This window comes from Micromonospora sp. NPDC005163 (assembly GCF_053599835.1).
Map to the genome: position 1 here is coordinate 1 of NZ_JBSFYP010000083.1, position 25,073 is coordinate 25,073.

General features: G+C 73.7%; 21 protein-coding genes, 1 pseudogene and 1 riboswitch. Of the genes and pseudogenes, 11 read left to right on the forward strand and 11 right to left on the reverse strand.

Features of this window, described 5'->3' with window-relative positions:
* Nucleotides 1-790: ATP-dependent DNA helicase (locus ACWD6N_RS33270; RefSeq protein ID WP_450006036.1), on the forward strand; the 790-nt coding region annotated here is incomplete at its 5' end.
* A gap of 14 nt (nt 791-804) precedes the next feature.
* Here ACWD6N_RS33270 and ACWD6N_RS33275 read toward each other — a convergent pair.
* The gene (locus ACWD6N_RS33275) at nt 805-2,100 is read right to left on the reverse strand and encodes an AI-2E family transporter (protein WP_449939961.1); all 1,296 of its coding nucleotides are present in this window, start codon (nt 2,098-2,100) and stop codon (nt 805-807) included.
* 159 nt (nt 2,101-2,259) lie between these two features.
* Between ACWD6N_RS33275 and ACWD6N_RS33280 the strand changes: the two genes are divergently transcribed.
* Together ACWD6N_RS33280 and ACWD6N_RS33285 are read left to right on the forward strand one after the other, a co-directional pair.
* Nucleotides 2,260-2,598 (forward strand): GroES family chaperonin, encoded by a 339-nt coding sequence (locus tag ACWD6N_RS33280; protein ID WP_089018760.1) that lies wholly within the window; start codon nt 2,260-2,262, stop codon nt 2,596-2,598.
* 80 nt (nt 2,599-2,678) lie between these two features.
* A complete protein-coding gene (locus ACWD6N_RS33285) occupies nt 2,679-2,846 on the forward strand; it encodes a hypothetical protein (RefSeq protein WP_354963556.1) in 168 nt (55 codons plus the stop codon).
* Nucleotides 2,847-2,861: 15 nt separating this feature from the next.
* Here the strand turns inward: ACWD6N_RS33285 and ACWD6N_RS33290 are convergent, their stop codons facing one another.
* Complete coding sequence (locus ACWD6N_RS33290; RefSeq protein ID WP_387324404.1) at nt 2,862-4,340, reverse strand: PrsW family intramembrane metalloprotease; 1,479 nt, start codon at nt 4,338-4,340, stop codon at nt 2,862-2,864.
* A 23-nt stretch (nt 4,341-4,363) separates the two neighbouring features.
* A riboswitch (SAM riboswitch) is annotated at nt 4,364-4,484 on the forward strand.
* Nucleotides 4,485-4,554: 70 nt separating this feature from the next.
* Between ACWD6N_RS33290 and ACWD6N_RS33295 the strand changes: the two genes are divergently transcribed.
* A complete protein-coding gene (locus tag ACWD6N_RS33295; protein WP_387324639.1) occupies nt 4,555-5,805 on the forward strand; it encodes an aminotransferase class V-fold PLP-dependent enzyme in 1,251 nt (416 codons plus the stop codon).
* A gap of 44 nt (nt 5,806-5,849) precedes the next feature.
* On the opposite strand, the gene ACWD6N_RS33300 is transcribed toward ACWD6N_RS33295, so the two are convergent.
* A complete protein-coding gene (locus ACWD6N_RS33300; protein ID WP_354963667.1) occupies nt 5,850-7,052 on the reverse strand; it encodes an FUSC family protein in 1,203 nt (400 codons plus the stop codon).
* A gap of 139 nt (nt 7,053-7,191) precedes the next feature.
* Here ACWD6N_RS33300 and ACWD6N_RS33305 point away from each other — a divergent pair, with 139 nt between their 5' ends.
* On the forward strand, nt 7,192-7,848 hold the full coding sequence (locus ACWD6N_RS33305) for an HD domain-containing protein (RefSeq protein ID WP_354963554.1): 657 nt from the start codon (nt 7,192-7,194) through the stop codon (nt 7,846-7,848).
* On the opposite strand, the gene ACWD6N_RS33310 is transcribed toward ACWD6N_RS33305, so the two are convergent.
* Entirely contained in the window at nt 7,820-8,104 is a 285-nt protein-coding gene (locus ACWD6N_RS33310; RefSeq protein WP_387324400.1) for a DUF4031 domain-containing protein, read from the reverse strand. The two genes, ACWD6N_RS33305 and ACWD6N_RS33310, sit on opposite strands and share 29 nt — an antisense overlap.
* A 68-nt stretch (nt 8,105-8,172) precedes the next feature.
* Here ACWD6N_RS33310 and ACWD6N_RS33315 point away from each other — a divergent pair, with 68 nt between their 5' ends.
* Entirely contained in the window at nt 8,173-9,573 is a 1,401-nt protein-coding gene (locus ACWD6N_RS33315) for an FAD-binding oxidoreductase (protein ID WP_354963552.1), read from the forward strand.
* Nucleotides 9,574-9,594: 21 nt separating this feature from the next.
* Here the strand turns inward: ACWD6N_RS33315 and ACWD6N_RS33320 are convergent, their stop codons facing one another.
* Both ACWD6N_RS33320 and ACWD6N_RS33325 read right to left on the reverse strand, forming a co-directional pair.
* A complete protein-coding gene (locus ACWD6N_RS33320; RefSeq protein ID WP_354963551.1) occupies nt 9,595-10,131 on the reverse strand; it encodes a hypothetical protein in 537 nt (178 codons plus the stop codon).
* Between the two features lie 88 nt (nt 10,132-10,219).
* Nucleotides 10,220-12,037, reverse strand: a complete 1,818-nt coding sequence (locus tag ACWD6N_RS33325; RefSeq protein WP_354963666.1) for a glycerol-3-phosphate dehydrogenase/oxidase — start codon at nt 12,035-12,037, stop codon at nt 10,220-10,222.
* A gap of 79 nt (nt 12,038-12,116) precedes the next feature.
* Here ACWD6N_RS33325 and ACWD6N_RS33330 point away from each other — a divergent pair, with 79 nt between their 5' ends.
* The 3 genes from ACWD6N_RS33330 (at nt 12,117) to ACWD6N_RS33340 (ending at nt 15,913) form a co-directional block, all read left to right on the forward strand.
* Nucleotides 12,117-14,597 carry a S8 family serine peptidase gene (locus ACWD6N_RS33330; protein ID WP_354963550.1) on the forward strand — a complete coding sequence of 827 codons (2,481 nt, stop codon included), beginning with the start codon at nt 12,117-12,119 and terminating at the stop codon, nt 14,595-14,597.
* Between the two features lie 49 nt (nt 14,598-14,646).
* The gene (locus ACWD6N_RS33335; RefSeq protein ID WP_354963549.1) at nt 14,647-15,582 is read left to right on the forward strand and encodes a GNAT family N-acetyltransferase; all 936 of its coding nucleotides are present in this window, start codon (nt 14,647-14,649) and stop codon (nt 15,580-15,582) included.
* A gap of 85 nt (nt 15,583-15,667) precedes the next feature.
* On the forward strand, nt 15,668-15,913 hold the full coding sequence (locus ACWD6N_RS33340; protein ID WP_354963548.1) for a hypothetical protein: 246 nt from the start codon (nt 15,668-15,670) through the stop codon (nt 15,911-15,913).
* Nucleotides 15,914-15,969: 56 nt separating this feature from the next.
* Here ACWD6N_RS33340 and groL read toward each other — a convergent pair whose 3' ends face one another.
* The 3 genes from groL to ACWD6N_RS33355 form a co-directional block, all read right to left on the reverse strand.
* Nucleotides 15,970-17,592, reverse strand: coding sequence for a chaperonin GroEL (groL, locus tag ACWD6N_RS33345; protein WP_354963547.1), 1,623 nt, complete (start codon nt 17,590-17,592; stop codon nt 15,970-15,972).
* A 273-nt stretch (nt 17,593-17,865) separates the two neighbouring features.
* Nucleotides 17,866-18,858, reverse strand: coding sequence for a hypothetical protein (locus ACWD6N_RS33350; protein ID WP_354963546.1), 993 nt, complete (start codon nt 18,856-18,858; stop codon nt 17,866-17,868).
* 251 nt (nt 18,859-19,109) lie between these two features.
* Nucleotides 19,110-19,313, reverse strand: coding sequence for a cold-shock protein (locus tag ACWD6N_RS33355; protein ID WP_089018748.1), 204 nt, complete (start codon nt 19,311-19,313; stop codon nt 19,110-19,112).
* Between the two features lie 402 nt (nt 19,314-19,715).
* On the opposite strand from ACWD6N_RS33355, the gene ACWD6N_RS33360 reads away from it, so the two are divergent.
* The gene (locus ACWD6N_RS33360) at nt 19,716-20,246 is read left to right on the forward strand and encodes a GNAT family N-acetyltransferase (protein WP_354963545.1); all 531 of its coding nucleotides are present in this window, start codon (nt 19,716-19,718) and stop codon (nt 20,244-20,246) included.
* A 188-nt stretch (nt 20,247-20,434) separates the two neighbouring features.
* On the opposite strand, the gene paaN is transcribed toward ACWD6N_RS33360, so the two are convergent.
* A complete protein-coding gene (gene paaN, locus ACWD6N_RS33365) occupies nt 20,435-22,108 on the reverse strand; it encodes a phenylacetic acid degradation protein PaaN (protein ID WP_354963544.1) in 1,674 nt (557 codons plus the stop codon).
* A 134-nt stretch (nt 22,109-22,242) separates the two neighbouring features.
* Here paaN and ACWD6N_RS33370 point away from each other — a divergent pair, with 134 nt between their 5' ends.
* A complete protein-coding gene (locus ACWD6N_RS33370) occupies nt 22,243-24,438 on the forward strand; it encodes a hypothetical protein (protein ID WP_387324393.1) in 2,196 nt (731 codons plus the stop codon).
* Between the two features lie 9 nt (nt 24,439-24,447).
* Here ACWD6N_RS33370 and ACWD6N_RS33375 read toward each other — a convergent pair.
* Nucleotides 24,448-25,073, reverse strand: a pseudogene (locus ACWD6N_RS33375) (GNAT family N-acetyltransferase); the annotation flags it as partial.

Here is a 25,073-nt window from a genome sequence, read left to right on the forward strand (position 1 = left end):
GGCGCTCGCCGCCGCGCTGGCCGCCCGCCCCGGCCCGGGCCGTCCGGCGGCCGAGACGCCCGGCCGCCGGCTGGCCGGAGACGCCGCACCCGGCGCCGTCGTGCCGGCGACGGAGGGTCCGGGCTGGCGGTCGCTGGATGTGGGGTCGCCGTTCGACTACGCCCGGCAGGGCATCCTGTACGTCGCTTCGCACCTGCCCCGGCCCAGCGTCTCCGGGCTTCCCGAGGCGGCCGGGGAGGAGCTGCTCGCGCTGGTCGAGGCGCTCGGTGGTCGTACTCTCGGGCTCTTCTCCTCCCGGCGGGCCGCGCAGCAGGCGGCGGAGCTGCTGCGCGCGCGGACCGACCTGCCGGTGCTGCTGCAGGGCGAGGAGGCGCTGCCGCTGCTGGTCCGCCGGTTCCGCGAGGAGCGTTCCAGCTGCCTGTTCGGGGTGATGTCGCTCTGGCAGGGGGTGGACGTGCCGGGCGACGCCTGTCAGCTCGTGGTCATCGACCGGCTGCCCTTTCCGCGGCCGGACGAGCCGCTGGCGGCGGCGCGCGCGGCAGCCGTGGACGCGGGCGGCGGCTCGGGTTTCGCGGCGGTCAGCGTGCCGATCGCGGCGGTCCGGCTGGCGCAGGGGGTGGGTCGATTGATCCGGGCGACCGGTGACCGGGGGGTGGTCGCGGTGCTCGACTCCCGGTTGGAGACCGCCCGCGGCTACGGGCCGTTCCTGCGTCGCTCGCTGCCGCCGTTCTGGTACACGACCCGTCCTGAGGTGGCCCGCGGCGCGCTGCAACGTCTCGCCGGCTCCTGACCGCCCGCGCCGCGTCAGGGAGCCTGCGCGGCGACGACGACGGCGTCGGGCGGGGTGTCCGGGACCGTCCGGGCGGCCAGCCGGCGGATCGCGGTGTTCAGCACCGCGATCAGCGGCACGGACACCAGCGCACCGGTGATCCCGGCGAGCACCACCCCGGCGGCGATACCGATGATCACCGCGAGCGGGTGGATGGCCACCGCCCGGCCCATGATCAGCGGCTGGAGGACGTGCCCCTCCACCTGCTGCACGCCGATCACCGCGCCCAGGATGATCAACGCGGTGACCGGGCCGCTGTCGACGAGCGCCACCAGCACCGCCACGCCACCGGAGAGCGCCGCGCCGACGATCGGGATGAACGCGCCGAGGAAGACCAGCGCGGCCAGCGGGAAGGCGAACGGGACGTCGAAGATGACCAGGAAGATGCCGATGCCCACCGCGTCGATGAAGGCCACCAGCACGGTCGCCCGGACGTAGGCGCCGAGCGTGTGCCAGGAGGCGCGGCCGGCGTCATCGACCTTCCAGCGGGCGGCCACCGGCAGCAGCCGGACCAGGAAGCGCCAGATCCGGTTGCCGTCGCGCAGGAAGAAGAACGTCGCGAAGAGCACCAGCAGCGTGCCGGTCAGCACCTCGGCCAGCGTCGCCGCGGTGCTCAGCGCCCCGCTGGTGAGATCCGAGGTGTTGGAGTTGATCCAATCCTGCGCCTCGTCGATGTAGCGGTTGAGCTGGGTGTCGGAGAGGTGCAGCGGACCTGTCTTCAGCCAGTTCTGGATCTGCCGGACGCCCTGCGAGGACTTCTCGCTCAGCTCCGGCGCCCCCTTGATGAACTCGTTGACCACCAGGGTCAGCGTGCCGATCACTCCCGCCAGGCCGCCGACCAGCACCACCGCCGTCGCCAGCGACCGGGGCAGCCGCGCCCGCAGCAGCCAGCCCACCGCCGGTGCGAGCAACGCCGAGAGCAGCAGGGCGATGGCCAGCGGGATGATCACTATCTTGATGGTGCCGACGATCCGGAGCAGCGCCCAGGCCACCAGCCCGATCACGATCAGCCGCCAGCACCAGGCGGCGGCGATCCGCAGCCCGTGCGGGACGTCCGCGTCGTCGCGGCTGGCGGTCGAGCTGTGCACGTCCGTCGGGGGTTCCGCGCCGACGACCGTGGCCGACGGCGGCGCGGCCGGCCCGGGCACGGCGGGGGACGCCACCCGAGGCTCCGCGCGGTCGCTCGACGCGCTCCGATCGCCGCGAACCGACTCCCGTCCCGACTGGTAGGCGCGGCGGAGCCGCCCGCGTACCCGCTCGAAGCGGCTCAAGCGCACCTCCTGGCAGAGAACCGGTCGGCCCACAACGACAGGCCGGACAGCTTACGTCCGCTCCCGACACCATAGGGTAGTTCCGCCACACATTGCCCCGGTCGCCTCGGGCGTAACCACCGTCGGGCCGGCCGTCGGCGACACGGTAGCGTCTGCGGCGTGACCGCCGACCAGGATCTCGACGCCGGCCTGCCGATCCGCCTCCTGCACGACCGCGTGCTGGTGCGGATGGAAGGCAGCGAGGGCGAGCGCCGCTCCACCGCCGGCATCGTCATCCCGGCGACCGCCGCGGTCGGCAAGCGCCTCGCCTGGGCCACCGCCGTCGGGGTGGGGCCGAACGTCCGCGCCATCGTCTCCGGCGACCGGGTGCTCTTCGACCCGGACGACCGCTCCGAGGTCGAGCTGCACGGCCGCGGGTACGTGCTGCTGCGGGAGCGGGACGTACACGCCGTGGCCGCCGAACGGATCGAGAACGACTCCACCGGCCTCTACCTCTGACGCGCCTCCCCGGCCACCACGCCGTTTGCCGGGCCCCGCTACGGGAAGCCATCCGGCGACCGTGGCCCTGGGGAGGGACGATGCCGGTATTCGTGAAGAAGCTGCTGGCCTGGGGCAGCGTCGCGTTCCTGATCTACTTCATGGCGTTCCGGCCGGACGGCGCGGCGCAGATGTTCAAGGCGATCGGGGCCGCGCTGGTGGCGATGGCCCAGGGGCTCGGCGACTTCCTCACCACCATGATGACCTGAGCCGGCCGCCAGCCGTCACTGGTGACCGGACGGCCAGGACCCCGCCGGTGGGGGGCCGTACCAGCCGGGCGGGGCATACCCCAGCGGAGGCGGCGGCGCGGCCAGCACCACCGGGATCGGCACCACCGGCTCCTCCGGCGCGGCCACCGGACGCTGCGAGCCGTCCGGGAAGCGCAGGTGGTAGCGACTGCCGTCCCAGACTCCGGTCGGGGCCTGCGGGTCCCGCCCCACGAAGAACGACCGGTACGCGCTGATCGCCTCCAGCAGCTCCCGCTCCTCGGTGGCCGTCCGTTCCCGGTCAGCGGGCTTGCGATCCAGGCCGCGCAGCGACCCGTCGCGCAGCAGGGCCAGCCGGGTGGCGGCGAACTGGTACCCACGCATCGCCCGCACCCCGGCGTCCCCCGCCACCCGACGCGCCCAACTGCGGGCCGCGTGCCGGCGACCGAGGCTGCTCAGCGCGGCCACCTCGGGTGGGCTCAGCCAGCCGGCGCGCACGTAATCCGGCAACGTGCGCTCGGTGAGCCGTCCCTCCCACGCGCGCAGCCACACCGCCAGCCCCACCATGCCGAAGAAGATCGGCACCATCAGGCCCAGGAAGCCGTACAGCATGATCACCGCCTCCCCGGTGGCCTGGGTGAGCGTCGGCAGCAGGTTCCAGGTGCCGTGCAGCATCATCGCCAGCAGCAGACCCGCGACCGGGGCGAGCACCCGCACGCGCCGGTCGGCGGTACGGGCCGCGACACCGAGCCCCACACCGGTCATCGAGGTGAACAGCGGATGGGCGAACCCGAACAGCAGGATCCGGACGATGAAGATGGCGATGACCTGTTGAGTGCCGGTCGCCGGGCCGTACCGGTCGGCGCCGGCCGCATAGCCGTACCCGCCCAGGTAGAGGATGTTCTCCACCATGGCGAAGCCGACCGCGGAGAGCCCGCAGTAGACCAGGCCGTCGGTGATCCCGGACCACTCCCGGCGACGGAACACCAGCAGCAGGATCGGGCCGAGGGCCTTGGTCAGCTCCTCGATGAACGGCGCCACCAGCACACCGGTGAGCGCGGACGGCAGCCCCCAGTCGGCGAACCGCGCGGCGGCGAACTCATTCACGGTGAGCGATGCGGCGGTGGAGACGAACGCCCCCCAGGCGAAACAGAAGATCAGGTACTTCAGCGGCTCCGGCTCGTATCGGTCGAGCCAGAGGAAGCAGGCGACCAGCACCGGCACCGGCAGGATGGCGGCGACCACCCCGATCAGCAGCGCCCGTACGCCGAGCGACTGGCCGAGCGTGAAGACCATGAACACCGCGCACCCCGCGATGAACAGCACCACCCCCGCCAGCACCAGGAACCGCCGCCACCCCAGTCGGCGCAGCGGCATCCGGGGCGCCGCGCCGGCGGACGGGGCTGCGGGCGCGGGCGGCGACGGCAGGGGTGCACCGGGCGGGGTGTCGGCCATGCGGTCAGCGTAGCCATCCGCCGCCGGCTGGTCCGGGCCCATCGGCAGCCGCTATGCTGCCGGCAGGTCACGAGCGCCAGCGTCAAGCCCCGGCTTGCTGGCCGGCAACCCTCGTCGAGTTCGCGGTGGGGTGCCCCGGGTGATGACCGGGCCCAGCCCGATCGGTGTGCTGGGCAAGCGCGGACCCCGTCCCGACATCGCACCCGGGGTCCCTGACCCCGGAGGTTCCGGCGTGTCCGTCACCCTCGTACCCTCGCTGCCCACCCGGTCCGGCAGCACGCCCGCGCCGGCCCCGTCGCGGCCGCTCGACGTGCTCGGCGTACCGGGCGAGATCAACCTCGACTACGCGGCCACCGCGCCGTGTGCGCGGGCCGCCGCCGACGCGGTGTCCGAGCTGCTGCCCTGGTACGCGAGCGTGCACCGGGGCGCGGGAGCGCTGTCCCGGCGCTGCACGCTGGCCTACGAGCGGGCCCGGCAGACGGTGGGCGACTTCTTCGGCGCCCGCGCCGACGACCACGTGATCTTCACCCGCAACACCACGGATGCGCTGAACCTGCTGGCGCGGGCGGTGCCCGCCGGCACGACGGTGGTCACCTTCGCCGGAGAGCACCACGCCAACCTGCTGCCCTGGCCGCGTGGCTCGGTACGGCTGCCGGTGCCCACCGAGCCCGCCGAGGCGGTACGCGCCCTCGCCGCCGCCCTCGCCGAGCTGCGCCGGGACAGCAACCCGGCGCTGCCGGTGCTGGTCGCGGTGACCGGGGCGAGCAACGTGACCGGCGAGCGCTGGCCGGTCGCCGAGCTCGCCCGGGTCGCCCACCGGCATGGGGCACGGATCGTCCTCGACGCCGCACAGCTCGCCCCGCACGCACCGGTCGACCTTCTCGCGCTCGACGTGGACTACCTGGCCGTCTCCGGCCACAAGCTGTACGCGCCGTTCGGCGCGGGCGTGCTGGTCGGCCGGGCGGACTGGCTGGACGCCGCTCCGCCGTACCTGGCCGGCGGCGGCGCCACCAGCCACGTCGGGCCGGCCACGCACGACGTGACCTGGGCGACCGGCCCGGCCCGGCACGAGGGCGGCACGCCGAACCTGCTCGGTGCGGTGGCGCTGGCCGCGGTGTGCGCGGCGCTGGCCGGGGCGGACCAGGCGACGCTGGCCGCCAGCGAGCAGGCGTTGCTGACCCGGCTGCGGACCGGCATCGCCGCCCTGCCGCACGTGGTGGAGCTGCGCACCTTCGGCCCGGACGCGCCCCGCGTCGGCATCGTCTCGTTCGTGGTCGCCGGGTGGGACTCGGCCGAGGTGGCCGCGCGGCTGGCCGCGGACCACCGGATCGGCGTACGGGACGGGCTGTTCTGCGCCCACCCGCTGGCGCGGCGGCTGCTCACCGAGGCGGCGGGGCGCACCGGCCGGCGGGATCTGCCGCCCACCGCGCTGCGCGCCAGCATCGGCCTGGGCAGCACGCCCGCCCAGGTGGACCGGCTGCTCGCCGCCCTCGCCACGCTGGGCTGAGCCGGGCCGGCCGGTGGCGTGAGCCGGGCCGGCCGGCGGTGCGGTCAGCCGACCGGTGGGGCGGTGGGCGGTTTCGGCTTCTCGCCCGGCTCGGCCGGTTCACCGATCGGCCGCTCCTGCTCCCCGAAGGCGGTGCGGATGCACCGGTTCGCCTCCTCCTGCTCGATTCCGGAGGCCACCAGCAGGTCACTCGCCGTGGTGCGGATCTGGGCGATCACCACGCTGCCCGAGAAGCCGACCCCGGCGCCGTACGCCCGACCGGCCTCGCTGACCGCCCGCAGTGACCTCTCCCGGGCCTTCTGTGGCTCCTCGCCCACGGCGAACTCGTGCTTGAGCAACCGGACCGACTCGGCGAGGTGGTTCATCGCGTCGGGCATCGGATCCGGCACCGGTTCCTCGTCCTCGATCAGCGTGACGGACCGGCGGATCAACGTGCCGGTGTTTCGCATCGCCCGGTCGATCGGATCCGCCGCCTCCGCGTAGTGGGTCAGCTCGTCGCGCCGGTGCCAGCGGGCCGGGGACAGGGTGGCGGTCTCCTTCGCCCCCTCGATCGCCTCGGCCAACGTGGCCAGCTCCTCCTTGTTGTTCCGCAACCGCTCCAGGGCCTGCTGGACCGTGGCGCGGTCCTGGTTGCGCAGCCCGTCGGCGGTGGCGTCGAGCTGGGCGGCGAGCAGGTCCAGCGCCGGCCGGGCGGCGCGGTTGATCACCCGGAGCGGGTTCAGCGGCAGCAGCACCGCCGTCACCAGCAGCGCGACCCCACCGCCGAGGAACGCGTCGACGAAGCGCGGAATCTCCAGGTTCTGGGTCGACGGGCTCAGCGTGACGATCAGCACCGCCGTGGCGGCCGCCTGGATGACGATGGCCACGCTGGCCCCGGCGAAGATGGTGAGCAGGATCGCCACCGTGACCACCAGGCCGAGCTGCCACGCCCCGGTGCCGAGCAGGTAGATGAGGAAGTCGCCGATGGCCACCCCGATCCCCACCCCGACGATCAGCTCCACGGTCCGGCGAAACCGCTGCCCGACCGACGCGGCCAGGGTGCCGACCGCGGAGATCGGCGCGAAGACCGGCTGCGGGTTGCCGAGCACCCGGTGCGAGATGAAGTACGCCAGCCCGGCGGCGAGCCCGGCCTGCACGGCCAGCCCGCCGGCCATCCGCACCCGGTGCAGCCGGTCGTGCAGGGTGGCCCGGCCACGGTGCCGCAGCTCCTCGGTGGCCTCGGCGATCCGCGCGCCGTCGACGTCCACCAGCCCTTCACGCAGCGGGGTGCGCCGCACCAACGGAGGTCGTTTGTCCCGGGCCACGGCCATGGGCGCGACTACCCGAGGCAGGCCTACTGAATCCTCCCGCTCCGCACGTGGCGGGAGGATGCGGCAGACTCGGGCGGTGGCCGATCTGCTGGACCGGTGGCGGGCGGCGGCCCGGGGCGCCGGAGCGAAACCCGGCGCGGGCTCGACGCGGGCCGGGGAGCAGCTGCTCGCCCGCTGGCGGGAGCCGCACCGGCACTACCACACGGTGGGCCACCTGACCGCCGTGCTCGACGTGGTGGACCGGCACGCCGGGCTGGCCGACCGGGCCGACCTGGTCCGGCTGGCTGCCTGGTGCCACGACGCGGTCTACGACCCGCGGGCCGCCGGCGACGCCAATGAACGGGACAGCGCCACGCTGGCCGGGAGCGTGCTCAGCGCGCTCGGCGTGCCGGCGCCCGCGGTGGCCCAGGTGCGCCGGCTGGTGCTGCTCACCGCCGGGCACGCGGTGGCGCCAGGTGACCGGGACGGCGCCCTGCTCTGCGACGCGGACCTCGCCGTGCTGGCCGCGCCGCCGGCCGCGTACGACCGCTACGCCGCCGCCGTCCGGCAGGAGTACGCACACGTGCCGGAGCCGGCTTTCCGGGCCGGACGGGCCGGGGTGCTCAGCGGGCTGCTGGCGCTGCCCGCGCTGTTCCGGCTGCCGCCGCTGTCGAGCCGGTGGGAGCAGCCGGCCCGGGCAAACCTGCGCCGCGAGCTGGCCACGCTCATCGGGCCGCCGGAGGGCGCGGGTTGACCAGGTGCTTCGGGCGACGCAGGCCGGCGTCGCGGAGCAGCCGCACCAGCTCCCGGCTCGACACCACCCGGGCCCCGAGCCACACCGCCGCCGCGAACCGGTCGGCCGGGATGTCGTAGTGGTCGCGGTCGAAACCGCGTCGGGCCGCGCCCAGCGCCTCGGCGAAGGCGTGCAACTCGGCGTACGAGAGGTCGCTGATCAGATGTGACCAGAGCCGACCGCGCCACGGCCAGGCAGGCCGGTCCAGGTAGAGCATGGTGCCCAAGCTAGCCCGCGCAGACGATCATGTTGATGATCGGCGGCGGGCGACCTAGCCTCAGCTGCATGGCCCCCACTGCACTCATCGACGAGCTGCGCGCCGCGCTGGGCGAGAGCGTCGTGCTCACCGACCCGGACCTGCTGCGCATGCACGAGCGGGACGAGGCCGACCTCTGCGCCGCCGGCACCCCGCTCGTGGTGACCCGCCCCCGCGACACCGAGCAGGTGGTCGCGGTGATGCGGGCGGCGGCGCGGCACGGCGTACCGGTGGTGCCGCAGGGCGCGCGGACCGGGCTGGCCGGCGCGGCGAACGCGGTGGACGGCGCGGTGGTGCTGAGCACGGTCGCGATGGACGAGATCCGGGAGATCGACCCGGTGAGCCGGATCGCGGTGGTCCAGCCCGGGGTGGTCAACGCGACATTGGCCGCGGCGGTCGGCAAGCAGGGGCTCTGGTACCCGCCGGACCCCGGTTCCTGGGAGTCGTCCACCATCGGCGGCAACGTGGCCACCAACGCCGGCGGCATGTGCTGCGTCAAGTACGGCGTGACCACCGAGTACGTGCTCGGCCTGGAGGTGGTGCTCGCCTCCGGCGAGGTGCTGCGCACCGGCCGGCGTACCGCCAAGGGAGTGGCCGGCTACGACCTGACCCGGCTCTTCGTCGGTTCGGAAGGCACCCTCGGGGTGATCACCGAGGTGACCGTGGCGCTCAGGCCCGCACCGGCCGACTCGCTGACCCTGGTGGCGGTCTTCCCGTCCACCGCGGCGGCCGGCGCGGCGGTGGCCGCGATCGCCGCCCGGGGGCTCACTCCCAGCCTGCTGGAACTGCTCGACCAGACCCACCTGCGGGCCATCGAGGCGTACCAGCCGATGGGGCTGCGGACGGACGCGCAGGCCCTGCTGCTGGCCGCCGCGGACACCGGCAGCCGGGCCGCCGACGACCTGGCCGGCCTGGCCGAGGTGTGCGAGGCGGCCGGGGCCGACGAGGTCTACGCGGCCACCGACGCGGTGGAGGCGGCGGCGCTGCTGCAGGCCCGGCGGCTCGCCCACCCGGCGATGGAGAAGTTCGCCGCCGACGCGTACCCGGGTGGCAACGGCGGTCTGGTGATCGACGACGTGGCGGTGCCGCGCGGTTCGCTCGCCGCGCTGCTGGACGGGGTGGCCCGGATCGCGGCGGAGTGCGAGGTGCCGATCGGCGTGGTGGGCCACGCCGGGGACGGCAACATGCACCCGAACATCGTGGTGGACCGCGCCGACCCGGCGAGCGTGGAGCGGGGTCGGCGGGCGTTCGACGAGATCATGCGGCTCGGCCTGGCCCTGGGTGGCACCTGCACCGGTGAGCACGGGGTGGGGCTGCTCAAGCGGGACTGGCTGGCCCAGGAGATCGGCCCGGTCGGGGTCCGGGTGCACCAGGCGATCAAGTCGGCGCTGGATCCGGCCGGTCTGCTCAACCCCGGCAAGGTGCTCTGACTGACCTGACCTCGGCCGGGGTCAGCCCTTGACCTCGGCCGGGGTCGCCTGGGTGAGCAGCAGCAGGATCTCCCCGGCGACCGGCGGGCGTTCCTCGCCCGGGCAGTCCTGCGAGGTGATCAGCCCGGCGGAGGTGAGCAGGCTGGAGGTCAGCGCGTCAATGCAGGTGACCCGGTACTGCCGGACCTGATCGGTCTCGTTCGCCAGCTTCGGGTCGGCCAGCAGCACCTGGAGCCGTTCGGTCTGCTCCGGGGCGAGCCGGCCCCGGGAGGTGACGCCGTCACCGGCGCAGTCGAGGCACTGCCACGTGCCGTCCCGCTCGACGCTCAGCGTGCGTATCGGGCCGTCCGCACCGAGCCGCTGCAAAAGGCTGACCTGACCCGCGGCGACCGTCGTCGGGATCTCCGGCACCGGCCCGCCGGCCGCCGTGCCGACCGGCGGTTGCGCAGTCGGTGTGCCGCCGGTGTCGCGGTCGAACAGAGAACACCCGGCGAGCGCACCGGCGAGCGCCGTGGCGAGGAGAGGAATGAGCAGGCGGGAGCGCGCGCGGGAAAGCACGCGCGGAAACCTACCCCACCCTAGATAGCAGCCGAAACCACCATCCGGGCCGGTATCGATGGTTACCCTTCGGTAACGTTATTTTTCGTCACCGAGCGGACGGACGCAACTCGGCCTGATCGTCGTCGCCACCCCGGTCCGCCGCGTAACCCCGTACATCCGGGGCGCCCAGCCGGACCGCGTCCGCCGCGGCGTCGTCCGGCATCTGCTGAGACTGCCGTTCCGCCTCCACCCGGGCGCGGTAGTGCTCGACCTCGCAGGCCCGGGTGGCGGCGTCCCACCCGAGCACCGCGCCCATCAGCTCGGCGGTGTGCTCCGCCGACTCCAGCCCCCGGTGGCTGGTCTCGAAGGAGATCCGCGTCCGCCGGGTCAGCACGTCCTCCAGGTGCAGCGCGCCCTCGGCCCGCGCCGCGTAGGCGACCTCCGCGGCCAGGTACTCCGGCGCGCCGGCCAGCGGGGAGGCGAGCAGTGGATCCGCGTCGATCAGCGCGAGCAGATCCAGGGTGAGAGTGCCGTACCGCTCCAGCAGGTGCTCCACCACACCCACCGGCACACCGTGCCGCCGGGCCAGGTCGGCCCGATCCCGCCACATGGCCGGGTAACCGTCCGCGCCGAGCAGCGGCAGGTCGGCGGTGCGCGACGGGCGGGTGCCGCCCAGCCGGCGGGCGGCCCGGTCCACCACATCGGAGGCCATGACCCGGTACGTCGTGTACTTGCCGCCGGCCACCAGCAGCAGCCCGAGCATCGGCTCGAAGACCGCGTGCTCCCGGGAGAGCTTCGAGGTGGAGTCGGCCTCACCGGCCAGCAGCGGCCGCAGCCCGGCGTAGACGCCCTCGATGTCGGCCGTGGTCAGTGGCCGGTCCAGCACGACGTTGACCTGCTCCAACAGGTAGTCGATGTCGCGGGCCGACGCCGCCGGGTGGGACCGGTCCAGCCGCCAGTCGGTGTCCGTCGTGCCGATGATCCAGTGCCCGCCCCACGGGATGACGAAGAGCACCGAACTCGCCGTGCGCAGGATGAGCCCGGTCTCGCCGGTGATCGCCGAGCGGGGCACCACCAGGTGCACCCCCTTGGAGGCGCGCACCCGGATGCCGGGCCGCAGGCCCACGTCGTTGAGCATCCGGGACATGTCGTCGCTCCACACGCCGGTGGCGGCGATGACGGTCCGGGCCTGCACCTCGAACTCGGCGTCCGGGGAGCCGGCCGGCGCCTCCAGGTCGCGGACCCGGACGCCGGTCACCTCGCGCGCCTGCCGGATCAGCCCGACCGCACGGGTGCTGCTCACCACCGTGGCGCCGAGGCTGGCCGCGGTGCGGGCCAGGGTGACCACGAGCCGGGCGTCGTCGACCTGCCCGTCGTAGTAGCGGATCGCCCCGGCCAGCGCGTCGGCCCGCAGGCTCGGGAAGATCCGCCGGGCCCCCTCCCGGGTCAGGTGCCGGTGCAGCGGCATACCCCGGCCACCGCCGAAGACTCCGGCGAAGGCGTCGTAGGTGGCCACGCCGGCGCCGTAGTACGAGCGGCGGAAGATGCGGGCGGGCAGACCCCGCAGGCCGTTACCGGCCGGCAGCGGCACCAGGAACGGCACCGGGCGGACCAGGTGCGGCGCGAGCCGGGTGGCCAGCAGGCCCCGCTCGGTGAGCGCCTCGTGGACCAGGTGGAACTCCAACTGCTCCAGATAGCGCAGGCCGCCGTGGATGAGCTTGCTGGACCGGCTGGAGGTGCCCGCGGCGAGGTCGCGCGCCTCGACCAGGGCCACCTTCAGGCCCCGGGACGCCGCATCCAGGGCGGCGCCGGCACCGGTCACCCCACCCCCGATGACCAGCACGTCGAAGCGCTCCGCGCGGAGTCGGCGCAGGTCGGCGGCCCGGCGCACCGGCGAGAGCTGCCCGGCGACGGAGCGGGAGATGTTGGGGTCACGCACCTGTCCACCGTAACCGCCGCGCCAGCGTGTCGGCATGCGCCGCCCGCCCCGTACTGTGCGAGTCATGCAGGTCGGCTCTTCGTCACCCGCTGGTCAACCACCGCCCCACCAGCCGTCGCCACCACGCCGGCCCAACCCGTGGCCGGTGGTAGCGGCCGTGCTGGCCGGCGGCTGGACGGTGGCGGTGACCGTGGCCACCCAGGCGGGTGGCTGGCTCACCGACCAGGTGCTGCTGGGCTTCGGGCGGGACCGGGTGGGCTGGCTCTGGCCGGTGCTGGGCCTGGCCACCGTCGTGCTGGTGGGCACGCCGGCGCTGCTGCTGGCCCTGCTGCCCCGGTCGGCCGCGGTCCGGGCCACCGGGCGGGCGTGGCTGGCTGCGGCGCTCGCGCTCGGGGTGCTCACGCTGCCGCGGGTCGTACCGCCGGTGCACCACGAGGCGTACCTGGCCGCCCTCGCCGGCACGGCGGCGCTCACCGCGCTCGTCCTGCGCTGGTCGGCACGTCGGTCGGCCTCCGCCGGGCCGGCCCGGTCGGGGACCCGCGCGACGACCCGCCCGGTGCCCCTGCTCGCGGTCGCCGCCGGGCTCGCGCTGCTGCTGCCCTGGGCCTGGCTGGGCGCGCTCGGCGGGCTGCTGGAGACCGCGCTCGCCGTGCTGGCTGCCGCCACGCTCGGGGTGCTCGCCGCGACGCTGCTGGACGCTCCCTTCTGGTCCCGGTTCGCGGTCGGCCAGCCGCCCCGGCCGGCGCGGTTGGTGCTGGTCGGCGGCCTGGTGGCCGGGGTGGCGCTGCTGCTGCTCGCCGCCGGCGCCGGCCAGTCCGGTGCACAGCTACCCGCGCTGCTGACCCTGCCGCCGGTGGGTTTCGCGCTGGCCGCCCTGTGGGCCGCGGCCTGGCGTTCGGCCGCCGACGGCGCGACGCACGCGCCCGACCAAGCGATGGACGCCGTACGCGCCGGTCGGGCCGCGACCGGCTGGCTGGTGGGTCTGGCCACGCTCGGCCCGCTGGCCTTCACCGACCCGGAAGAGATCACCCTGCTGCTGGTCGGCACCCGCGATGTGCCGTTCTGGGTGGCGGCCACCGCCGGCGCCGGCCTGGCCGTCGCGGCCCTGGTCGCCATCGGGTACGCGGTGCTGCTGGCCCGGCGCGCGGCCCGCACCCCGAGTCGCCGGGTCGCCGCGCTCACCGCGGCGGTGCTGCTGGTCGCGGTGGGCGTGGTCGACCTCGGGCCCGGTCAGCCCGGCCTGCACGGCGAGCGGTTGCTCGTGGTGCTGCGCGAGCAGGCCGACCTGACCGGCCTGCCAGCGGGCGCTCCGGGCCGGGCCGGACGGGACGCCCGCGCGGCGGAGGTCTACCGGCGGCTCGTGACGACCGCCGACCGTAGCCAGACCGACCTGCGCCGGGAGCTGAGCCGGCTGCGGCTCGATCCGGTGCCGTACTACCTGGTGAACGCGGTCGAGGTGGACGGCGGTCCGGCGGTGCGGGCCTGGCTCGCACGCCGTCCGGAGGTGGCCCGGGTGCTGGTCAGCCAGCGACTGCGGCCCCTGCCGGCCCCGGCCGGGCAGAACCGGGGCACCGCGGCCGCGCCCACCGGCCCGGAGTGGAACATCCGCCAACTCGGCGCCGACCGGGTCTGGTCGCAGCTCGGCGTGACCGGCGCGGGCATGGTGGTGGGCAGCTCGGACTCGGGCGTGGACGGCGCCCACCCGGCGCTGCGGGCGGGGTTCCGCGGCGGGGACGACTCCTGGTACGACCCGTGGGACGGCACCCGCACCCCGACCGACCAGGGCGGGCACGGCACGCACACGGTGGGCAGCGCGGTCGGGCGGGACGGCATCGGGGTGGCGCCGGACGCGCAGTGGGTGGGCTGCGTCAACCTGGACCGCAACCTGGGCAGCCCCGGGCACTACCTGGACTGCCTCCAGTTCATGCTGGCGCCCTTCCCCGCCGGCGGCGACCCGTTCACCGACGGCCGGCCGGAGCGCGCCCCGCAGGTGCTGACCAACTCGTGGGGCTGCCCGCCCATCGAGGGCTGCGACCGGAACGTGCTGCGGCCGGCCACCGCCGCGCTGGACGCCGCGGGGATCTTCGTGGTCGCCGCCGCCGGCAACACCGGGCCGTGGTGCGCGTCGATCGACGACCCGCCTGCGCCGTATCCGGACGTGCTGACCGTGGGCGCGGTGGACGCACAGCGGCGGGTGGCCGAGTTCTCCTCGCGTGGGCCGGTGCCGGGCGGTCCGGGCAAGCCGGACGTGCTGGCGCCCGGCGTGGGCGTGGTGTCGGCCATGCCGGGTGGCGGGTACGCCAAACTGGACGGCACCTCGATGGCGACCCCGCAGGTGGCCGGGGTGGTCGCGCTGATGTGGTCGGCCAACCCGGAGCTGGTCGGCGACCTGGCCCGAACCCGGCAGATCCTGCGGGACACCGCGACGCCGGCCGTGCCGACCTACCGCTCCCGCAACCCGGCCGACGCCTGCGGCGGACCGGCGAACGTCACGGGGGCCGGGCAGGTCGACGCGTACGCCGCCGTCCAAGCCGCCCAGCGTTGAGGACGGGCGGGAGCACGAACCAACACCCGGTGATCTAGGGTCGGCGACCATGGACGCCGAGATCACCGTCACCGAGCTGACCCCTGACCTGGCCCGCGCCGCGGTGCGGCTCTGCGAGCAGGCGCTCGATCTGCCCGAGGACGCCGTCGAGGCGGCCGCCATCGTGGACGCGCTCTGGCCGCGGGCCGCCGCCGACCGGCTGGTGGTGGGGCTGGGCGCGTACCGGGGTGCGGACCTGGTCGGAGTACTGCTCTGTTCGGTGTCGTCGGCCGACCCGGCTCTCGGGCACGTGGACCTGGTCGCGGTGCTCCCGGACCAGCGTCGTCGGGGCGTCGGCCGGGCGCTGCTCGGGCGGGCCGAACGGGTGCTCGCCGAGCACGGGGTGACCGAGGTGCTGCTGGCCGGGAACCCGCCGTACTACGCCTGGCCGGGCATCGACGTGCGTTACACGCCGGCGGTCTGCACCGCCCTGGCGCTCGGCTACCAGCAGGACCGGACCGCCTGGAACATGACCGCCGACCTGTCGTACGACGGGTCGCCGGCGTTGCGGTCCACCGAGGCGGCCGAGCGGCGGCTGGCCGGGCAGGGGATCACGGTACGCCGGGCAGAGCCGGAGGACCTTCCGGCGCTGGCGGCGTTCGCCCGGTCCACCTTCGGCGGCGCGTGGGACGGCGAGTTGGCCGGGTCGGTGGGTCGCGACGGCGCCGGATGCCACGTGGCGGAGCGGGCGGGCGAGCTGCTCGGCTTCGCCGCCTACGGCTCGTCTCGGCCGAGCTGGTTCGGGCCGATGGGTACCGCGCCGGCCGCCGAGGGTTCGGGCATCGGCGGGGTGCTGCTGCGTCGCTGCCTGCGCGATCAGCGGGAAGCGGGGCTGGACCAGGCGCAGATCGGCTGGGTGGGGCCGGTGCCGTTCTACTCCGGCAGCGCCGGCGCCCGGATCGAGCGGGTCTTCTTCCTGTACCGGCGGACGCTGAACGCCAAATAAGGGCGAATGGGATATAGACTCAGATAGTGCCATTCGCCCGCGTCGGGCATCGACGCCCCCTACCGTTTCGGTAGAGGAGGCAGCCATGACCACGGATGACGACCAGACCGAGGACGGCCCGCAGGTCACCTGGAAACCGGTCGGCGAACTCCCCGGCCAACTGCCGCTCGACCGGCTCGACTACGGCGACGCCGAGCAGTTGGCCGAGATGACCACCAACGGCGAGCCGGTGGCCGAGGAGTCGCAGGAGATGGTGGACGCGCCGATCCAACTGCCCCCGCCGTACGACCGGGCGCAGAAGCGGCGCAACCAGCGCCCGCTACCCACCTGACGACGAACGGGGCGGACCGCGTCAGCGGCCCGCCCCGTTCGGTGTCGGATCTGGACTCAGAAGTCCATGTCCCCGCCACCCGGGCCAGCCGGGGCAGCCGGGGTCTTCTCCGGCTTGTCCGCGACGACGGCCTCGGTGGTGAGGAAGAGCGCCGCGATGGAAGCGGCGTTCTGCAGCGCCGACCGGGTCACCTTGGCCGGGTCGATGATGCCCGCGGCCAGCAGGTCCACGTACTCGCCGTTGGCGGCGTTGAGGCCGTGACCCGCTTCGATGTTACGGACCTTCTCCACCACAACGCCGCCCTCGAGGCCGGCGTTGACGGCGATCTGCCGCAGCGGGGCGTCCAGCGCGACCTTGACGATGTTGGCACCGGTCGCCTCGTCGCCGACCAGGTCCAGCTTGTCGAAGGCGGTCTTGCCGGCCTGCACCAGCGCGACGCCACCACCCGGGACGATGCCCTCCTCGACGGCGGCCTTCGCGTTGCGAACGGCGTCCTCGATGCGGTGCTTGCGCTCCTTGAGCTCGACCTCGGTGGCCGCGCCGACCTTGATCACCGCAACGCCACCGGCCAGCTTGGCCAGCCGCTCCTGCAGCTTCTCACGGTCGTAGTCGGAGTCGCTCTTGTCGATCTCGGCCCGGATCTGGTTGACCCGACCCTGGATCTGGTCGGCGTCGCCGGCACCGTCGACGATGGTGGTCTCGTCCTTGGTCACCACGACCTTGCGGGCGCGGCCCAGCATGTCGAGGCCGACGGCGTCCAGCTTGAGGCCGACCTCCTCGCTGATGACCTGGCCACCGGTGAGGATGGCGATGTCGGCGAGCATGGCCTTGCGGCGGTCACCGAAGCCCGGAGCCTTGACGGCGACGGACTTGAAGGTGCCCCGGACCTTGTTGACGACCAGGGTGGCCAGGGCCTCGCCCTCGATGTCCTCGGAGATGATCAGCAGCGGCTTGCCCGACTGCATGACCTTCTCGAGGATCGGGAGCAGGTCCTTGACCGACGAGATCTTGCTGTTGACGATCAGGAGGTAGGGGTCGTCGAAGACGGCCTCCATGCGCTCCGGGTCGGTCATGAAGTAGGCCGAGATGTAGCCCTTGTCGAAGCGCATACCCTCGGTGAGCTCCAGCTCCAGCCCGAAGGTGTTGCTCTCCTCGACGGTGATGACGCCTTCCTTGCCGACCTTGTCCATCGCCTCGGCGATGATCTCGCCGACGGTGCTGTCGCCAGCGGAGATGGAGGCGGTGGAAGCGATCTGCTCCTTGGTCTCGACGTCCTTGGCGAGCTTGGACAGCTCCTCCGAGACGCTCGCGACCGCAGCCTCGATGCCCCGCTTCAGGGCCATCGGGTTGGCGCCGGCGGCCACGTTGCGCAGGCCCTCGCGAACCAGGGCCTGGGCCAGGACGGTCGCCGTCGTCGTGCCGTCACCGGCAACGTCGTCGGTCTTCTTGGCGACCTCCTTGACCAGCTCAGCGCCGATCTTCTCGTACGGGTCCTCGAGCTCGATCTCCTTGGCGATGCTCACACCATCGTTGGTGATGGTGGGGGCACCCCACTTCTTCTCGAGCACGACGTTGCGGCCCTTGGGGCCGAGGGTCACCTTTACGGCGTCGGCGAGCTGGTTCATGCCCCGCTCGAGGCCGCGGCGCGCCTCTTCGTCGAACGCGATCATCTTGGCCATACGGCGTTGTCCTCCTGGACACTCACGGGCCACCCGAGATGTGTGCCCCGGGTGGGCCGCCTGGTGTACGCACCTTGGGACGTCGCCACCTGGCGACGACGACGTCCTTCGGCCGGGCCGGATAGCCCGCGACGACCGGCCATGTGTCACCCCGGCGTCTCCGCGCCGGCGCGACCCTGGCCCCACCGTCCCGACCATTGGCACTCACGGTATGCGAGTGCCAATGACTTGTTTAGCACTCTCCCCTGCCGAGTGCAAGCACGAACGCCTCGGTCAACGGAGTTCCGCGGCTAGTCCGGCGCCGTTCACCGGCCCCTCATGGGCCCGCTGCTCGGCGTACGTCACCAGCAGCCCCACCAGTTGCGCGAGATGGACGGGGAGGGCCAGCACCGCGCCGACGGCGATCACCAGCACCACGCCGATCGCGGAACCCGGGGTGGCGAGTGGGTCGGCCCCGAACGGGGCGCTGCCGACCCCCTCCAGCACGCCGGCGACCACAGTGCCGACGATCAGCGCCGCCGCCACCAGCGCCACCCGACCCAGCAGCAGCCCCAGCCGGTCGTGGAACATCCGGAACGACCGGCCGATCGGGTTCTCCCGCTCGAAGAGATAGACCGGCCCGGCCATGCTGAGCGCGAAGGCGAGATAGATGCCGGGGAGGACGCAGAAGCAGACGCCCAGGCCGACGATCACGCCGATCAGCAGCGTCCAGCCCCAGAGCCCGAGCGCGCGGCGCAGGCCGTAGCGCAGCGCCTCCCCCAGGCTGACCGGCTCACCGACCGCCTGACGGGTGATCACCCAGGTGCCGGCCGCCCAGCCCACGGCCTGCACCAACCCGATCAGCAGGCTGCCGCCGATGAGCACCAGGAACATGGTCGCCAGGTCGGTGAAGAAGGTGTCCGGCAGGGAGGTCGACTCCTCGACGGCGGTCGTCTCCCACTTCGCGGTCGGGTCCAGCCCGAGCGAGAGCACCGACAGCACCGCCGCCGGCAGCACCTGCGTGAGCAGCAGGATGGGCAGCAGCAGTCGCCAGCCACGCCGGACCGCGCCGACGCACCGGTCGAACCAGGCGCCCAGCCCGGCCCCCGGTGGGGTGACCAGCCGGTCCGCCGGATCGAGGCCCGGCGGATACCACCCGGAGGCCGGGGGTCCCGGGTACCAGGGCTGCCCGCCGTACGGCCCGGCGCCGACCGGGTAGCCGCCGGTGGGCGGGAACACCCAACCCTGCGGAGGCGCGCCCGGTGGCGGCCCCCAGGCGGGCGGCACGCTCGGATCCCAGCCGGGAGGGGCACCCGGCGGCGGGCCCCAGGGGGATGGCGCGGTCGGGTCACCAGCGGGAGGACTTGACGCGGCCGGGTGCGGGCCGGACGGGTCGGGCTGACCCGGGGGTGGGGAGGCCGGGGGCGGCTGGTCGGACATGAACCCTCCTCAGCAACGGCTGGAATGGTTCACGATCTTCCAGGGTCCGGCCGCGTGACGCAGCCCCGGCCCTCCGGGACGAGCCGGCGTCGGCCCACTCAGGCGATGACGCGCACCCGCTCCGCCTGCGGGCCCTTCTGGCCCTGCGCGATGTCGAACTCCACCCGCTGGCCGTCGTCCAGCGCCTTGTAGCCGTCCATCTCAATCGCGGAGAAGTGGACGAACACGTCCTGACCGCCGTCGACGGCGATGAAGCCGTAGCCCTTTTCGGAGTTGAACCATTTAACGGTGCCCTGTGCCACGGTGCACTTCCTCACTCTGCGCGGCGTTGCCTGCCCCGGCGCGCGGCAGGGCCGGGCGCCTCCGGGCCACCGTTCCGGCGATCGATGACGGCCGCTGAAACGGTGACCGAAATCGCACGCTACACGAGGAGTGACGGCCGCGCACGACCACAAATCGGGCATATTCCGATCGCCCCGGCCCCGTTCCCTCGGCCCCGGTTTCCGATCACCCAGATTCACGCCGGTGATTGCCGCAGGCGACGTGAACGGGCGACGCCGGGCGCGTGGACCGCGCAGCGGGATGTCGGAACAACGGTCCGGGGCGTCCAGCGCGCGGCGCCCGGTGACCGGGCCGTTCGAAGGTGGCCGACGGCGGCGGGCGCGGCCGGAGTCGCCGCCCGACGCTGTGATAGGCATGCGGGCATGACCACCTATCCGCGCGGGGCCGCCCCACGGCAGGCGAAGATTCGCCGGGTCCTGCCGGCGGACGCCGCACGGATGCGGGCGCTGCGCCTGGAGATGCTCGCCGACGCGCCGCTGGCCTTCCTGGAGACCCTGGCCGACGCGGCGGCCCGACCGCACGCCGACTACGCCGCCCGGGTCGCGTACACCTCGATCGGGTCCGACACCGCGCAGTTCGTCGCCGACCCGGGCGGCCGGCTGGTCGGGCACGCCGGAGGCACGGCCACCCCGACCGAAACCGGCCTCACCGTCATCTACGCGGTCTACGTGACCCCCGCCTGGCGGGGCGGTGGACTGCTCGCCGAACTGGTCGACGCGGTGGCGGCCTGGTCACGGTCGTGCGGGCGGCCCGAGCTGATGCTGGAGGTGGTGGTCGGCAACGACCGGGCCTACCGGGCGTACCAACGACTCGGCTTCGTCGACACCGGCGTGCGCGTCCCGCACCCCACCATCCCCGCACTCACCGAACTCCAGATGCGCAAACCCGCCTAAACCAAAACCAAAAGACCATCAAAAAGGCAAGACCCGACTAAGACCCACCCCACCCACGGCCGGGCGGCCTCCCGACCAGCGTGCCCCGAAAGGGTTTCCGGGGCAGCCCGCCCCGCGCAGGGATCAAGCCTGACCGCCCGGAGCGGGGCGGGCTGCCCCGGAAACCCCAACCGCAACCAAAGCAAAGATCAAACGTGCCGACGCGACTGCACGATCCGGAACCGATTCGCCACGTACGCCCCGTCGGTCAGCGCCGAGTTGGCCGCCGCGTTGGCGCCGCTGCCGTGGAAGTCGGAGAAGGCCGCCGACTGGTTCACGAAGACCCCGCCGGTCAGGTTGCAGGACAGGTGCACCCCGACCTCGACCGCCACCGCCTCGGTCGCGTCCAGCACCGCTTCGTCGCTGGAGTAGACACCCGCGGTCAACGCGCCCTTCTCGCCGACCGTCCGGCGCAGCAGCTCCAGGCTGTGCGCGGTGGACTCGGTGGCGATGGCGAACGAGATCGGCCCGAACCACTCGCGGCCGTAGGTCTCCGCGTCGTCCGCGGCCAGCTTCACGATGGTCGGGGTACGCACCACCGCGTCGGCGTACGCCGGGTGCGCCACGGCCCGGGACTCCAGCACCGGCTCGCCGACCTTGGTCACCTCGGCCAGCCGCTCCAGCACCCCGTCGTTGACGATGGCGCCGGTCAGCTCCACACCCCGGGCTGGGTCGGCGGTCAGCTTGCCGACCGCCGCGGCGATCCCGCCGGCCACCTCGTCGAAGCTCTTGTGCCCCTGGTCGGTCTCGATGCCACCGGCGGGGATGAAGATGTTCTGTGAGGTGGTGCACATCTGGCCGCTGTACAGGGTCAGCGTGAAGCCGAGGTTGCGGCACATCCCGGCGAAGTCGTCGGTGGAGTCGATCACCACCGTGTTCAGCCCGGCCTTCTCGGTGTAGACCGCCGCCTGCCGGGCGTGCGTCTCCAGCCAGTCGCCGTACTCGGTGGAGCCGGTGAAGTCGACGATCTTCACGGACCGGTGCAGGGCCAGGTCGCTGGCGAGCTTCTCGCCGGGCGCCTCGGCGGCCAGCATGATCAGATTCGGGTCGAAGCCCGCCTCGGCGAGCACCTCCCGGGCGTACTTCACGGTGATGGCCAGCGGCAGCACCGCGCGCGGGTGCGGCTTGACGATCACCGGGTTGCCGGTGACCAACGAGGCGAACAGCCCCGGGTACGAGTTCCAGGTCGGGAAGGTGTTGCAGCCGATCACCAGCGCCACCCCACGCGGCACCACGTGGAACGTCTTGGTCATCCGCAGCGGGTCGCCCTTGCCGGCGGCCTTCTCCCAGCCGGCCGTCCCCGGGTGCCGGGTCATCTCGGCGTACGCGTACGCCAGTGCCTCCAGCGCCCGGTCCAGCGCGTGCGCGCCACCGGCCTGGAAGGCCATCACGAACGCCTGCCCGCTGGTGAACTGCACCGCGTTGGCCAGTTCGAAGATGTGCTTGTGCAGCCGGTCGAGGATCTCCAGGCAGACGCCCACCCGAGCCTGCGGGCCGGCGTCGCGCCAGGCCGGCAGCGCGGCGGTGGCGGCGGCGACCAGCTCGTCGGTGCCGGCGTGCGGGTAGCGCACCGCCAGCTCCACCCCGAACGGGCTCGCCTCGGTGGCGACCCGGTCGCCAGCGCCCGGCTGGTCGAGCGGGAAGTCGCCACCCAGGTACGCCTCGAAGGCGGCCTTACCGTCGGCGGCGGCGGTCTCGCCGTACACGCGAGGGCTGGGGGACTCGGGATAGGCGGACCAGTAGCCCCGCTCCGTGATCGCGGTCAGCGCACGGTTGAGGGTGTCGGCGTGCCTGTCGTACAGGGGATGCGGGGTCTCCGTCATGCCCGCCATCATGCCGCAGCCGTGTCCGGGAGCAGAAGCGCCAATGCCCGACAGCGCAGCAGGCCGCGCGGAGGTCGGGATTGGTCCGGACGGCAGCGGGTATCCGCCGTGCTCGGGCCAGGAAAGGGCGATGGGTGGGGATCACCGAGATCCGGGTACACGGGGTGGCCGACAAGGGTCCGGAGACGATCCTCGACCGACCCATCGTGGTACGGGTCGCCGGGGACGACGACGCGGGCTTCTACCGACCCCGGCCCGGCTTCGGCGATCCGGCGGACCCGGGCGGGGCGACGCTGGAGGCGTACCGCTGGAGTCGGTTGACCGGCGGCGGCACCGCGAGACGGACCTTCTCCCTGGTCCTGCTGCTCCCGTTCATGCTCAGCAACATCGCGGCCTGGACGCTGCCGGTCCCCGGCCAGAGCGGCACCGCCGCGCGAGCGGTGTGTCGTCTGCTGGCCGCGACGATGACCGCGATGTACGTGCTCTCCACCGTCGGGGTGTCCCTCGACCTGATCGCCTGGCAGTGCGCGGCCTACCCGAGGTGCCTGGAGGGGCGCCGGGAGATCTCCTGGCTGGGTGGCGTGCCGCCGGGCCAGCGCCTCGCATTGCTGGCCGCGCTGCCGATCATCGCGATCGCCGTGGTCTGGCGGCTCGGTGCCCGGACCTGGCAGCTCCCCGAGGACAGCGTCCGGGTGCCCGGGGTGGGCGCGGACCGGCTGGACACGCCCGCCTTCTGGGACACTCGCTCGCTGCTGCGTCGGCTGCGCTCATTGCACACCGCGGTGGCGCTGGGCACGCTCGACGTCACGCTGCTGCTGGCGCTCGCTCCGCACGACGGCGCCCTGCCCGGTTGGCTGCTGCTGGCCGCGGACGTGCTGCTGCTCGGCGGCGCGGCGGTGCTGCTCTGCCTGCCGGGCATCGAGCAGCGCCGCGAGCAGGACCAGGTCGTCGCGTCGACGATCCGGTGGGTGGCGGTCGCGCTCACCGCACTGACCCTGGGGTACGCGTTGTCGCCCCGGCCGCCGTGGTCGGCCGAGGGGACGCTGCCCGGGTACGGCGTGCTGGTCGCCGGGCTCTTCGCCGGGCAGATGGTGCTGCTCGCCGTGTTGAGCGTGGTCGTCCTGGTGCAGCGCCGTCACCTGTCGCGGCCGCGCTACCTGCTCACCGGGGCGGGGGCGCCCGTGCTCATATCCGTCGCGATCGGGCTGGGAGTCGCTTACTCCTCGGGCATGACCTACGGACTCGCCGAGTACCTGGACCGTGGTTCCAGCCCGACGCCGGCCCGGCCGCTGCCGCCCGACGCACCACCGCTGGAACCGCCGGTCGCCTACCGGTGGGTCACCCTGGGCTTCTCCCTGGCAGTGCTGGTGGTGATCGTGGTGGCTCTGCTCGCCCCCCGGATCGGCCGGGACCGCCGCCGCCGGGCGGCCGAGGAGCTGGTCCGGGCGGACTACCCGGAAGCGTCCCAGGTGCCACCGGAACGGCCCAGGGCCGTCCGGGACGCGATCGCGCACGCCTCGCTGGTGGATCGACTCGGGCCGCTGTTGGCCTCCGCGTACGGCGTGCTGGCGGTGCTCACCCTGACCGCGGCCGGGCTGTCGGCGATCGGCCTCGGACCGGGTGCGCTCGCTCTTTCGCTCGGTGGCGAGCCGTTGGCCCGTCCGGTGGTCTTCGTGACCGACCTCGGCGCCCTGCTGATCGGCCTGTTCGCCCTGATCCTCGCCGGGATGGGACTGTTCGCCTACCGGTCCGACGCGATCCGGCTGGTCGGGGTGCTCTGGGACCTGGCCACCTTCTGGCCGCGCGCCACGCACCCGCTCGCCCCGCCCTGCTACGTCGAGCGGGCGGTCCCCGAGCTGACCCGCCGAATCGGGCAGCTCACCGCCGCAGGGGAGGGCGTGGTGCTGTCCGGCCAGAGCCACGGCAGCGTGCTGATCGCGGTGACGGTGCTCCAACTCCCGGACGACTGCCAGCGGCGGATCGCGCTGCTCACCTACGCCTCCCCACTGAGGAAGCGGTACCGCAGGATCTTCCCGGCGTACGTCAACGACGAGGTGTTGCGGGAGCTGGGCGACCGGTTGTCGTGGCGGTGGATCAACCTCTGGCGGTACACCGACCCGGTGGGCGGGCCGGTGTTCGGTCCGACGAAGGTCACGCCCGACGATCCGGCGGCCCGGGTCGACCGCCGGGTACGGGATCCCAAGGGTCTGCTCATCCCGCCGACCGACACCGTGCCGCCCCCGTTGCACGGGCACCGGTTCATCCCGGACGAGGACTTCCAGGCTGCGGTCCGCGAGCTGGCCGGGCAGTTGGACCGGCCGGACGGGTGACCGCCAAGATCAGAGGGTGAGCTGCCAGTTGTTCCAGGAGTCCACCGGGCGGAAGCCGAGCCGCTCGTTGATCGCCACCATGTAGCTGTTGCTGGCCGCGTTGAAGGTGTCGATCACGCGCACCGCCGGCTCGTGGGTGAGCAGGTGGTGCAGGTTCTCGATCTTCGCGAGCAGGCCGAGGCGGTGCCCGCGGTGGTCCGGGTCGACGATGGTGATCTGCTGGAACGCGTGCCAGTCGGCGGACGCGCCCACGTCCAGCAGGGTCCAGGCGACCAGCCGGCCGGACGCCTCGTGCCGTACCCCGAGGTGATAGCGCCGCCGGCCCCGGGCCTCCAGTGCCCGATCGGTGCCCCGGACCCGCTCGGCGTCCACCCGCTCCGGCTCCCACTGCACGTCTCCCATGGGCGCGTCCATGAGCAGCCGGCCGTCCAGGTAGGCGACGTCCGCGACGTACTCCTGCGGGGTCGCGCCCTGCCAGCAGACCGACTGGTAGCCCTCGGCCAGGGTGTGTGCCTCGGCCAGCGCCGCCCTCAGCACGGCCCGGTCGATGGTGTCAACCTCGAGCCGGCGGCGCACCTCGGCCAGCGCCGGCTCCGCGCCGGCCGCGGCGGCGAACGCGCCGCCGGCCGCCGACC

What these genes read in the sequence shown, in the direction of transcription:
- ACWD6N_RS33285 (WP_354963556.1), top strand. Translation starts at nt 2,679, where the DNA reads ATGCCGGTATTCGTGAAGAAGCTGCTGGCCTGGGGCAGCGTCGCGTTC.
- ACWD6N_RS33290 (WP_387324404.1), bottom strand. Translation starts at nt 4,340, where the DNA reads ATGGGCCCGGACCAGCCGGCGGCGGATGGCTACGCTGACCGCATGGCC.
- ACWD6N_RS33310 (WP_387324400.1), bottom strand. Translation starts at nt 8,104, where the DNA reads ATGCTCTACCTGGACCGGCCTGCCTGGCCGTGGCGCGGTCGGCTCTGG.
- ACWD6N_RS33315 (WP_354963552.1), top strand. Translation starts at nt 8,173, where the DNA reads ATGGCCCCCACTGCACTCATCGACGAGCTGCGCGCCGCGCTGGGCGAG.
- ACWD6N_RS33330 (WP_354963550.1), top strand. Translation starts at nt 12,117, where the DNA reads ATGCAGGTCGGCTCTTCGTCACCCGCTGGTCAACCACCGCCCCACCAG.
- ACWD6N_RS33335 (WP_354963549.1), top strand. Translation starts at nt 14,647, where the DNA reads ATGGACGCCGAGATCACCGTCACCGAGCTGACCCCTGACCTGGCCCGC.
- ACWD6N_RS33340 (WP_354963548.1), top strand. Translation starts at nt 15,668, where the DNA reads ATGACCACGGATGACGACCAGACCGAGGACGGCCCGCAGGTCACCTGG.
- groL (WP_354963547.1), bottom strand. Translation starts at nt 17,592, where the DNA reads ATGGCCAAGATGATCGCGTTCGACGAAGAGGCGCGCCGCGGCCTCGAG.
- ACWD6N_RS33360 (WP_354963545.1), top strand. Translation starts at nt 19,716, where the DNA reads ATGACCACCTATCCGCGCGGGGCCGCCCCACGGCAGGCGAAGATTCGC.
- paaN (WP_354963544.1), bottom strand. Translation starts at nt 22,108, where the DNA reads ATGACGGAGACCCCGCATCCCCTGTACGACAGGCACGCCGACACCCTC.